At 36.1% G+C, this 12,929-nt stretch carries 8 protein-coding genes; 1 reads left to right on the top strand and 7 read right to left on the bottom strand.

The window, feature by feature from the left end:
• From A9239_RS00520 to A9239_RS00495, 6 genes are all read right to left on the bottom strand, one after another.
• Positions 1 to 241 (bottom strand): hypothetical protein (locus A9239_RS00520; RefSeq protein ID WP_141706318.1); only part of this gene is annotated, 241 nt, incomplete at its 3' end.
• A gap of 61 nt (positions 242 to 302) precedes the next feature.
• A complete protein-coding gene (locus tag A9239_RS00515; protein ID WP_048116259.1) occupies positions 303 to 554 on the bottom strand; it encodes a lectin like domain-containing protein in 252 nt (83 codons plus the stop codon).
• 471 nt (positions 555 to 1,025) lie between these two features.
• Positions 1,026 to 2,339 (bottom strand): PKD domain-containing protein, encoded by a 1,314-nt coding sequence (locus A9239_RS00510; protein ID WP_052712627.1) that lies wholly within the window; start codon positions 2,337 to 2,339, stop codon positions 1,026 to 1,028.
• 2 nt (positions 2,340 to 2,341) lie between these two features.
• A complete protein-coding gene (locus tag A9239_RS00505) occupies positions 2,342 to 4,816 on the bottom strand; it encodes a LamG-like jellyroll fold domain-containing protein (protein WP_054865119.1) in 2,475 nt (824 codons plus the stop codon).
• Between the two features lie 380 nt (positions 4,817 to 5,196).
• Positions 5,197 to 7,644 (bottom strand): LamG-like jellyroll fold domain-containing protein, encoded by a 2,448-nt coding sequence (locus tag A9239_RS00500; protein ID WP_048153981.1) that lies wholly within the window; start codon positions 7,642 to 7,644, stop codon positions 5,197 to 5,199.
• 261 nt (positions 7,645 to 7,905) lie between these two features.
• Positions 7,906 to 9,729 (bottom strand): hypothetical protein, encoded by a 1,824-nt coding sequence (locus tag A9239_RS00495; RefSeq protein WP_048116265.1) that lies wholly within the window; start codon positions 9,727 to 9,729, stop codon positions 7,906 to 7,908.
• A 499-nt stretch (positions 9,730 to 10,228) separates the two neighbouring features.
• Here A9239_RS00495 and A9239_RS19215 point away from each other — a divergent pair, with 499 nt between their 5' ends.
• Positions 10,229 to 10,372, top strand: a complete 144-nt coding sequence (locus tag A9239_RS19215) for a hypothetical protein (protein WP_155396433.1) — start codon at positions 10,229 to 10,231, stop codon at positions 10,370 to 10,372.
• A 338-nt stretch (positions 10,373 to 10,710) separates the two neighbouring features.
• Here the strand turns inward: A9239_RS19215 and A9239_RS00490 are convergent, their stop codons facing one another.
• The gene (locus A9239_RS00490) at positions 10,711 to 11,382 is read right to left on the bottom strand and encodes a DapH/DapD/GlmU-related protein (RefSeq protein ID WP_230668807.1); all 672 of its coding nucleotides are present in this window, start codon (positions 11,380 to 11,382) and stop codon (positions 10,711 to 10,713) included.
• Between the last annotated feature and the right edge of the window lie 1,547 nt (positions 11,383 to 12,929).

The raw sequence follows: 12,929 nt of genomic DNA, 5'->3' as shown, positions 1-12,929 counted from the left end.
CTACAGGAAGAACTGATCCCGTGTTTATTTCAACAACTTCCGAATCTAAAACAGAGAACATGGCATTGAAACCTAACGTTCCATCAGAAACTTTATCCTTCAGAATCTCAACATTCTGGGAAAGACCCATGTCCATCTCAACCGTTTGAGGAATAAACGACGTGATATTTGCTGCCGATGCACATGGTATCCCTAGTCCAAAAAAAACTAGGAAGATTAAAACACTATACAGCTTATTCATATATATTTCTCCATAAATTATATTATAAAGTTGTATGACATCATCAAAATCAATCAAATCGTTAATCAGAATCAAGGGAAATTGTGTAATAGCCTGCCACTAAAGCTAATCCATTCTTGAAAAAAACCTGATAGTTTTGATTTGTGGAACCCAACACCGGATTAATATAAATATCGTAGTTGCAGCTTGAGTCTGTTATATAGGAACTTACGGTTTTGAGAAGTTCGGCAGATTTTGCAGTAAAGATATTTACACCCCAAGACTGTGTTCCATCGTTTTTTTTATTGATATTTTTCTCATGTTCGTCCCCCACACATTTATAATATTTTGATACTTTTGGGGAATAATATTAATAGTAATAAACATGTACACTATTTAAATTTTTTCATATTGTTACCACGGTACCAGTAAACAAAAATGTGTATTTTAACCAGACCAGGCTAATTTCATAAGGAAATCACTTTTAAAAAAGATAAACAATGATGTATACTATTCTTACCACTAAATAATAAAAGCCAGAGTCTTAAGTTCTTGAAAACTTCTCACTAAAATGCTCGCAGAGAAGAGTCAACAAATGCGGAAGGTAGGTTGATATTAAAATCTGCCATTCCATAAGAAACCTCATCCAGTACAATCCAAACTTCCTGGGAAGAGCCCATGTTCATCTCAACTGTTTAAGGATCAAACAAAATGATGTTTACTGCAATGCTCACTATATCTTCAATCCAAAAAAAAGGTTAGAAGGATTGAAACTTTATACAGCTTATTCATAGTTCCTATCTGCTCAAAGTAGATTATAAAGTTTTACAACATCATCAAAATCAATGATATTGTTATTGTTATAATCAAAAAGAGTAACAGGAACATTTTCTTTCATCCAATCCATGTTAGCATAGTATGCCACTACATCATCAAACTCCACTATTCCATTTCCATTGATATCCTCACAGAGACCATTATGATCCAAATCTGTTGGTGAGTTAGTGTAACCTGGGAAAACTACATTCTCAAAAACATTGATTGTAGCTAATGCCGAATCTGTACCGTTTGCATTGCTTGCTGTCAAATTAACTGTGTAGTTTCCAGGAGTTGTAAACTCATGAACTGGATTACTTTCTCCAGAGTCGATAGATCCATCGTTTTCAAAGTCCCAGGCTATCGTATCTGCATTTTCGGACAGATTTGTAAACTGGACAGTTAGAGGAGCAAAACCGCTAGTAACATTAGCAGTAAAGTTTGCGTGTATATCATCGTTATATTGATACACCTGATAGTCCCCTGAACCAAGAACATATAAATTGTCATTAGCTAAGACCAATGCAGTTGGGTAGCTAAGTCCAGTATATTGAGCTAAATAACCAAAGTTACTGTCATACTCAATTACCCTGTCGTTGTAGTAGTCAGCTACATAAATATTTCCAGAGGGATTATTCGCAACTGCTATACTGCCATTAAATTGAGTGTTATCAGTTCCTTTACTGCCTAAACTTGAGACATAGGTTCCATCTAAACCAAACTTCTGTACCCTATAATTGCCCATATCAGCAACATATACATAATTTCCACTTACAGTGATTCCAGCTGGCGATTTCAGATTTCCATTGCCCGATCCCAGCGTACCCCAGCTCGTTAAATAGTTACCTGAAGAATCTAGTTTTTGAATTCTGTTATTTTTCATATCTGAAACATATATATTCCCTAAAGAATCTAATGCAATTCCAGTAGGGAAATTAAAATACCTATTTTCAGTTCCAGTGCTACCCCAGGTATTTAAGAGAGTTCCGGCTGAATCGAATTTCTGGATTGAGTCATTCACAGTCGCATAGATATTTCCAGCTGAATCAATTGCAATATCTCTAGCAGGTATATTGAATTCTGTAAGATATTCACCGTTTCCGCTGAATTTCTGTACTCGGTTATCAAGCTCAGCTACATAGACATTGCCAGAAGTATCAGTAGCAATTCCACTCATGCCATAAAACTGCCCTGCATCATTTCCAAATGAACCCCATGTCTGCAGAGATGAAAATTGAGCCGAAGCAATTGAGACAAGGGAAAGCGCACCAACCAGTGCTAATATTATTATTAATTTCTTCATCTTCAGGCCTCCAGTGTAATAGTATGCATACCAGTTGACAGATCCATCCAGAAAATCGTATCCACTCCATTGGTTTTTGTACTCAGTGCCACACCATCAAGTTTCGGAGAGTAAGCTCCCTCGACTCTCATAGAAAAGCCCTCTACTGTGCCAGGATTGTGGTTCACAACAGTGTAAGTATTAGCTCCTGTGCATCTCACTTCTACATTGCTCGCAGCAATCCAGTAATCAATATACTGAGATACTGTTGGATTCCAGAGCTTACGAGCCTGCTTCTGGGCTGAAATATTACTCAGCAAACCGTCAAAAGTTGTATTGATTGTGTGGCCGGTTTTATCATAATAATAGTTATATGATTCCTCACCCGGAAGTGACGAATTGTCAGGCCAGTAATCATGCCATATACTTACCCCATAAGTTGAAAGCATGTCATCAATTGTATCATCAGTGTAATAGGTAAGTGCTGATCCTTTTCCTGAAAAGCCTGACTTCCACTGATAAAGAGGGGTACTATTATTAAGTGCCAGATTCGTGTTTTGCCAAACGATATCAACAGGCAACCCAACTGAGTTAATCTTGGATGTACCGATGTCTTCATCTATTGGGACGTCGATATAGGCCCAAGCATATGGCACGTTATTCTGCTGGAACAAATCCATAATGTAATGCGGGCTCGTAGAATCCCATCCGCAGCTCTTCAATCCAATGTTTCTTTTGCCGTTACCCAGACCATGATCAATCCAATTCCGGTACGAATAATTTGTAACATACCAGGGTAGATAAGTTTCTGCCATTGCACGATCAGGATAGTCTTCCCCACTTGCTCCCAAGCTATGTGGTGTTATCTCAAAACCGTGAGCATACATATCATCAACTATAGATTTCAATTCTGGACTGTCCAGTCCCTCCCCACCATATGATGAAACCGCAAACACCGACCAGGTTGCTGTCAGATTATGACCGATAAAGCCCTTTTTTCCGTAAGTAGGATCGCCTGTGTTATTGGTTCCATACATAACAGTTCGCAGTGAATCATGATCTGTATAATCTGCATGTTCTGCAAAAATTAAAGCACCCAGATATCCAGATGGAACAGGCATAGGAGTTAACTGAGGTGAAGAAAGGGGAAGATCCAGTAAACTAGACCTTGTGACGCTGGCATTTCTGGTCTGGTAGTTTAAACGTATTTCTTCACCTGTTGTACTATCACCAGACGTATTCGGTACAATCAGTAAATTAGTTTGTTCCTCTGCATTGTCTGTGTACAGCATAACGTTCTTTCTATTAACCGTATTCAGGCCGTCTCCATAGAATTCATATGCTCTGCTGCCATTTACAGGCACGCCATCTTTAGTAACCTGAGTTTGAGCCAGATACGTAACCGAATGGTTGAGATTAAAAGAGTCATTGGATAAGAAACAGGCATCCTGAACAATACGGTTCTCTCCTGTGTATGTTAAAACCGCACTTGACCCGGGAGCATAGCAATTTTTCCAGCAAATACCATTAATTGTAGACTCTACAAGGGAACAATTCGTCAATTCACTGTTGTTATCCTGGTAAAATGAGGTTCCTATGGAGCTATTGATACTCAAATCATTATTCAATACATTTAAACCATAATCCGACTGCTGAATTGCATATGACCCCATATATCTGGGTAGCCCACCATCGCCGTACACCAGTCTTTTAATCATTGTTATGTCATCAGGAGGAATATATGTCAGATTCCTGTAATTTTGCTCTACCTCAGCCCGGGATAATACCCGATTATAGAGTCTAAACACGTACATACTACAGTTACAGTTGGATAATCCATAGCCAGAGCCTATGGTGATATTCTCAGTACCTCCTGTTACCGGAGAATTCCAGGTACTAGAGCCTGCATCTTCACCATTGATATAAACGTGGGCAATGCTGTTATCATAGGTTGCCACGATATGATACACCTGCCCGGCAACAAGATCAGCATCTGATTCGTAGCTTTTCCACCCGCCACTCGTGGCTGCAGCAAAACGAGCATGATTGTAAGGAGAAGTCGAAGAACAGGTCAAATACCAGTCAGTTGCCCAGTTTTTGTGCTTGCTCACAAGTGCCCCATATTGCGTGAAACTATTAATTGAGCCATAAAACTCAATAGACATAGGACTGGAAATGTTAGTCTGCGCATTATTAGAGACGTCTATCTTACTACTGACACCGTTAAGACTTAGGTAACTTGTACCAGTCTTTAAGTCGGCCTTCTGAGTTACACTCGTAGCATAGCCGGTATTACTGTTTCCGCTGAGATCTACCAGGGAATTCCCTGATAGAGTACCATTATAATAAACAACCAGACCATCTGAAACCGCTGTCACGTACGTTGTCGGTGCTGCTTGAACGCATGAAATGAGCAATAAAATTCCAATTAGTATTAGCAAAAAGAACCGATTATTTACCATGAGATCGACATTCCCTTTTATTTCGGTAATTACCACTTTCCTGCCATTGACACACGTAAAGGGTCCATTATTACCCTATCTCAAGACCTCCTTAACAAGAAGGAGGAAATTCCCTTTCTAGAAGTAAAGTGGCAGTTGGTAATGAGAGCCAATAACTTACTAAATAACTGTAATTTGTTGTCACTAGGTGAATGTATTACAGTTATTATATATATAAACTGTGAGATAGGATTTATGTCCGTTTCTTATATAACACTTTCTGAAAATAAGAAAGGAGTTTTTGGAAGTTATAAACATTTTTTTCAGTTAGTTCTAGACTCATAAAATTGTCCAGATTCCAAAGACTTCACAAAACCCTGCTTCTGTACAGACTTACACCTGCAAAAAAATAAATTATTTAAGAATTTATCTCGTTTTTAAGCCCTCACTATTGTCAGCAGATGTGTACCTGGTGAAAGGTTCATCCAGAACACCGTGTCATTTCCATTCATTTTGGTGTCCAAATCGTTGCCATCCAGTTTCACAGAGTAGGACCCTGTTACCCGCATGGCATAACCAGAGACAGTTTCAGAATTGTGGTTGATCAAAGTGTATGTGTCCTGACCAGTACACTTACATTCAACGTTACATGCAGCTCGCCAGTAGTCAATATACTGGCTTACAGTCGGGTTCCAGAGCCTACCAGCTTTCTTTTGTTCAGACATATTTAGCAAAAGATTATCGTATGCTTCATTGATCGTGTGATTGTCTTTATAATAATAGTAGTCTTCAAAGGCTTCACCGTTATACGCCGTGTAATCATGCCAGAAACACACTCCATAACTGTCAATCATATTTTGAAGTGCAGTATTGTTGAAATAATTCAGAGCAGTTTTATCTGGCGCCCAGGTTGAGGTCCACTCATACATAGGTGTGCCATCGTCCCAGGTAAAATTCGTATTAGTCCAGACAATATCATAGGGAAGCCCAAGAGACTGAATACGACTCGTGGAAAGACCTCTTTCTGGCGATCCATATTGATCCTGATATGCCCAGGCATACTGAACCTCATGCTCACGCAGTAAATCCCCTATGTAATATTGTGAGGAGTCTTTGTCCAGACCCAAACTCTTTAAACCCGTGTTTCGATTTCCGCCATTTAACCCATGGTCAATCCAGTTTCTTGAAGTGTAATTGCTGGCGTACCAGGGTAAATAGTATCCAGTAGTGTCACGAGTTGGATTGCCTTCACCCGCCCAACCAATTACGTTGTGAGGTACTATCTCAAAACCATGTGCATACATGTCATCAAGTGTTGCTTTGAATGAGACATTATCAAAACCAACCCCAGCACCGCCAGAAGAAGCTGCAAATGCCGACCATGTGCACATTAGCTCGTGTCCTATGTACCCTTGCGTACTATCCTCAGGCTCAATGATATCGTTGGTTCCATACATCATGGTTTTCAAGGAATCAGGGTCTTGTGCATCAGCATGAATTGCAAAACTTAGGGAGCCAAGGTATCCACTCGGACAGGGCATTGGTGTCAGCTGTGGAGAAGAAAGAAGAAGATCTACTGAATTATTCCGGGTAGTTCCAGCTGTCCGGTTCTGATAGTAGTTATATATTGGGTTACCTGACGAGTTGAAAATACAATCATTTTGAATCTCACCATTATCAGTATAGGCCTGAACAGTGTAGCCTTGAACAGCATTTTCTGAAATTGTGTTTAACCCATCCCCATAAAATTGAAATGCGTTACCAATCACCGGAACTGCTTCTTTTGTAACCAGCGTGTCTTCAGTGTAAGTCACAGAATTTGAGAGATGAAGAGAATTATTTAAAAGACTAAGGTTCTCCAGCCTGGTCCGATTGTCCCCGAAAAATGACAGCAAAGCTGAAGAACCGGGTGCATAATAGTTCTTCCATTTTACACCTGAGATTGAGGAGTTCAACAGGTTGTAATCGGTCTCTGCGCCTCCATTATCCTGATAATATGGCATTGATACCGATCCAAGTGAAGACAGGTTCGAATCGACCACACTCACTCCGGACACTGACTGGCTCATAGCATGTGATCCCATATATCGAGGTAATCCGCCGTCACCATATGCTTTTTTCTTCAAGTCGATGATCTCCGAAGAAATATCTGGTACATATTTCCATTTGTCATTTTGATGATTCTGTTGTACTTCAGATAATGTCAGAGCACGATCATAGAGTCTGAAAGCCAACATACTACAATTAAGATAATTCAGACCATTTTCTGCATAAGCAATCGATGTATTGTAGTTATTCCCGGACATCGGAACTGCCCATACTGGACTCTCGTCAGCAGACGAATCAACCCCATTGACGTAGACATGTACGATATTTCCGTCGTATGTTACCACAATATCATAAACTTGACCAGCTTCCAAGTAAATATCGGATCTACAGTGATGCAAAACCCCGTTTGTGTCGAACATTCCAAACACTATTTTTTGTAAAGAAGGGTCACTCCTGCACGACAGGTACCACCCTGTACCGTTTTCGTCGGAATACTTCGAAACGATTGCCCCATAACTGGAAAACTCGTTGATTGAGCCTATAAATTCTACAGAGATTTCGGATGTGATGTTTGTGCTTGCGTTGTTGAGAATATTTGCCTGGCTATTTGAACCGGAAAAAGAAACATAATCAGCGCCTGTGGATAACAGCGTCCCTTGAACGGCATTTTTAAGATACCCGTCATTGTAATTTCCAGATTCATCCAGTAGAACATTGCCAGTGATATTCCCATTATACGAGGCCACCAAGCCATTTGTTACGGGTGCTGCTGCTCCTGGAAATGCCAACATGGAGAGCAGCAGCAACCCGAATAAAACTTTAAATATATTTTCCATAGTTTTTCATTCCTATTGTCCAGATTATCGACATCATTGAGTTACTTTATTTATTATTATACGATGTACATATTAATCGTTGATAGCATGTTGTTTAACTTGTATGTATATTCTTTAACTGTATAAATAATTATAGACAGTTAAAGAATATAGAGATGCATTTCGAAAGTAAAGAACAGAAAAAAACAGTAATACGATCAAAAATATGATGCATATAAAAATGAAAAATTTTTCAAACTTAGCATTTACTAATAATTTGTATTATTCTCCTTCTTTGCAGGACTTTGCAAGATAAATTGAAAACTCTTGGTTATCATAGATATGGTATACATTTTTACAAAAATTAACAGAAGTTAGATCACTTTCATTAACCTGTCCAACACCTTTCCATACCGTAGAATAAGCTTGTTTTTCATACTCTGTTATCAAAAAATACTGAGTAATATTAGCTGGGAAGACACCGGTTTCAAATGAACTTAAATTTGTTGGAAAACTGGACCAAGGTCCAACTGAGGACATATGAATTGAAGAATAATTTGAACCATAAATAAGAGAAGAATAACGATGTAAAGGACTAAGTAAGGTAATTGTAGGTATATCCTCGTTTTTAGAATCCACCAACCACTTTCCTCCAGAAATGTCATAAGCAGTAAATTCATCGCTTGGATATGTAATAATAGGAGATTGGTACAGTGAGGCAACTGTAGTAATTACAGACAGGACTATGAGAAGATTTAGAACTATCTTATATTGTTTACGCAAAGAAACCATAAGGTATCCTAACAACAATGGCGTAAATATCATGTTAACATCTAAATTAATAAATCTGTATGGAGTATGAGCTTGAGACGACATAAAAAGAAAAATATAAAAAATGCTACCAAAAACAAAACACAAAGAAATCGATTTCAAGCCTTTTTCGGAATTTTTGAATATAAATAAAATTGAAAGTAACGAAAAGATATAGTACGTCAATTCATCAAATGTCATAATTAGGAATGACCTTATTGCTGTTAAATAACCCAACTTATCAAAATACCCAGTTGCTACATTTAATGTTGTAGTATCCGAACCTCTTTGGAGAAGAGTATTTTCTATTTGCTCAAAAATTACAATAGCATTTTTTGTCAAAGCGTACTGAGTTAGATACCAGATAGACGAAGTTATTAAAAAAATCATAATTAAACGTAAAGTTACTTTGTGAGAGTTCCTATCTGACAATGTTTCCTCAAGGTATATACATACGAGATATAGTAGAAAAATCAACGATACAATGGGATGAGTAAACGGAAGTACTAAGCAGATTATAACAACAAAGATTCTATAGCGGAAATCACTGTTTTTATTAAGTGTATAAAAGAAAAGCGGCAAAATTAAAGTTGAAATAAGCATATAATATATTGTTGAAAAAAACCAAGCAAAAAATAGAGGTATTGAAGCTATAATTGAGTATATAATAAAATTCTGATCTTGTTTAAATGATTTTGCCCAGCAATAAATAGAAAGCATATAAATGATAACAAATAAAGAAGGAATATACTTTGATACTTCTAAAGCAGATGTGTTTAAAACTTGGCCAATTTGAGAAATAAGTACTGAAGTATACGGATAAAAATTATAATCAGGAATATATCCATAAATACTTACGTCCATTGCATACCCTACATAATCGGCATTATCGCCTCTGCCCATGATCAGCATATAGTTCTTTAGTTTGGGAAGCAAAACTAACAAAGCATTGCAAAAGATAATCTGAAAAAACCCTAAATTAAATTGCTTGCTGCTCCTAGTGGAAATGGAAGACCACAAAAGAAACATACCATTTATTAAACTAAATAGTAGAGATATCCAGAAAATTAAAGGCGTGGAGGAATATATAGAAACTTCATAGCCCATAGCTGGTTTTCTTGCAATTAGTAAAAGAGAATAAGATACAAGTATAAAAGATATCGATGTAAATAATAACTGGAACCTGTTAGAGCGATATATTTGTACTGGTAATTTGAATCCGAAAAATACAGTGAAGTTGCTTAGTTCCAAAATAGTTTTTTGGTCATTCTGATCCGTATCAAAGTCTTTTAGCATATAGTGCCTCCGGTTCCATAAGAGCCGGTTATCAATACTCTGGGTGCAATGCTCTAGCCTGCCAAGTTTCTACAGGGATTTTGGAACTTTGTTTGAAGCTTTGAGAAATTTCATAAAAACATGAAATAATATTTCATTGTTTTGAATTGAACTACCTGATATGCCTTTCCTTATCTGTTTTCAGCCTTCAAAGCCCATTTTAACAGGTTTTCTCTACAAAGCCTAATTTTCAAATACCACTTTAGAATGTCATAGAGTTGTTCTGTCATTTCCGATGTTTAATGGTAGCAGCTGTTAATACAAAAATATCTTTATTTCTATTTTAAAAGTGTTACCTTATATTAGGCTGAGGTGTATATAAATTTATTTGTAAAGTTAATTACTTACCCATGTAAAGACTTGTAAATATTCTACTGCTGGACAAAACAAGTACTATCACTTAAGATAACCAACAGGTGGCTGAGTTTTTGCCAGAAAGTAGCAGTCCCATGGAAATCTGATGAAAGCAGCTTTGCCTTCAGCTTTCGCAGACGATACTCCTGAAGATAAAAGCCTCAGCGTCCTCATTCAGGAAAGGATAGAGAAAGCTTCAATTTCTTTAGATAACATCAATTTCATACCGCTCTCTGCCGCTAAAAGATGAGTGGTGCACAGTGTAGCCAGCTAACTTGCCAGAAGAGTGCTTACGATGCAATAATAAAAGCTGTTCTGAAACATGGAGGCAGAATTCCGTCAGATGTAAAAAGACAATAAAAAGAGACAGGCCTGTAGGAGGTACACCACTAGTGACTGCTCGTAATGAAACAATTATCGATGGTATTTCAAGAATATTTTGAAAACAGATATTAAGGAAAGTACTGTAGTCACTGTTTAAAATAATGAGACATTCTGTATGTAAATGCACGCTTCTCACAAAATTTATTTAGTTGAAGTTTACCACTCCATTGCCTGTAGACAAGATCAATATTTTGGGAATATGAGTTATTGAGATCTTCTTAAGCTATTCATACTCCTCAAAGTCCTGATTTCTTTTGCTCGGTCACCTACCACAAATGAATTAGGTTTTATATTTGTGGCTACAACAGATCCTGCAGCTATGACAGATCCTGCACCAATCGTCACTCCACCTAAAATTATAACATTTGCTCCAATCCAACATCCATCTCCAATAATTATTTTTTTAGTTACGTGTTTTCCGACTCTTTTTTTTTCATTTCCTAATTCATGAGTGTCAGTAATAAATAGTGTGTTTGGTCCTATGCCAACATTATTACCAATAACAGTATGATGCCTTATCTCAACATTATTACTCATTGACACGTTATCTCCAATCTCTATGGGGCCAATTAACTTACAAAAATTTGAAATATGAACGTTTTTCCCGAAAATATATTTTCTAGTTAATAATTCAATAAAGTAGACATTTTTCCCAATATAAGGAACTGAAGCACATTTTATAAAAGGAAATAATATAAGTCCTCTAATCCTCCACACTGGCCTTAACGACGTGTCTATAAACATTAATCTTGTCATTAATAAGATTAGAGGTGTTATAATTCCATCGACTGCTATTGTTATATATTTACATATTTTTAGTAGATAAGAATAATAAGTTACAATATGAGTTATAATTCCATTGATTGATATTGACATATGTCTACCTGCATTTAGTAGGCTAGAACCATAAGTCATTTTTAACAAACAAGATGTTATATATTTTAGCTTAACCATAATCTTGATACCCCACTAATCAAAAAAATAGTCGTATTATAGAAATGATTTCCCATACTTAAGTTTTATTATACGTTTTTTAACTTATATATACATAAACGAAAAGTAAACTCAATTATTTATAGGTCAAAGCGTAAAACCCCGAAGTCTTTAGCTTCGTGGTAGTTCACGTCTTATCCTGAAATGATTTTTCAAATACATAATACAACATCAAGCGACGCAAAAAGTTAAACATTGAGTAAATTTCAATTTCATTTTGTCATTGTGAAATGATTATGTAAAATAAAACAAATTCAAAGTTGGAGTAAAATAACGGGTCACCTGTATAGAACATACAAGCGTAATAAAAAATTAAAAAAATGAGACCTTTTTTGGATAAAATAGATAAAATAGATATAAGTATACTTATAGATAAGTATACATGCAGACTTGTATCCAAATATAATATGTACAGGTATTCAATTAAGAGAGATATAAAAACATAATTAGGAAGATACGCAAGAATATCTGTAAAAATAAATTAAAGGCTCTTCATATCTTAAAGTGTAAAAAAACCTTCTAAAAAGATCCGAACAAATCTTTACTTACTACTATATTAAACACATTCAAGTATTTCAAGATATTAGTATACTTATATACATGTATATTAAATGCTTGATATACAAGTGTACTTTATTACAGAAATACAAAAACACGCAAAATCAAATATCCAATTATGTACGGCCTCAAGACAAATGAAGTGTACACTTGACAAAGACAGTAACAATCAACAATATCAAAAGGGGTCACCAAAAATATACATACTCATTTCCGATGTAACTCAAAAATTGTTATAATAAAAATAACTCAGGTTAGCCTCTAATTATATATACACACTCATTTCCGATGTAACTCAAAAATTGTTATAGACAAAAATAACTCAGGACAGCTTTTAATTATATATACACACTCATTTCCGATGTAACTCAATCAAGTTGTCTCAAAACTCGATCTATTTCTACAATTATGCAATTGGCAATGTTAACTTTAAATTTAGGTGTTTTTTACCTTGAAGCAGAAAATTCGATCTTAATTATAGAATTAGATACAGTATTGAGACAGTTTGCAATCTAGCTTTTTAATCATAGAGTTCATCCCAAAACTTGAAATTTGCTTCTTGAACTTTGTATTTCGAATAATCAATCAAGCCCAAGATCATAAAAATTCTGAAAATTCCCAACGATTGATAACAAAGTGGCTTTTTGGATAGGTTCATACATATACTCATTTCCGATGTAACTCAAAAATTGATCCGTAGCAGAATTGTAGTCAAATGGATTTGTATTTTTTTAAATTTCTTTCATAAACTATATATCTAATTAGTTTCATAACATAACAACATGGCATTTTTGGATTCATGCTAATGGCATAATATCGTAGAGATAGCTTGCAGTTTTTCTGAAGAAAAAATTACATCGGAAATGAGTGTA

Source organism: Methanosarcina sp. A14, from assembly GCF_001729375.1.
Taxonomy (GTDB): Archaea; Halobacteriota; Methanosarcinia; order Methanosarcinales; family Methanosarcinaceae; genus Methanosarcina; species Methanosarcina barkeri.
Note: the sequence above shows the minus strand (reverse complement) of the source record. Positions and strands in the feature narration are given on the sequence as shown.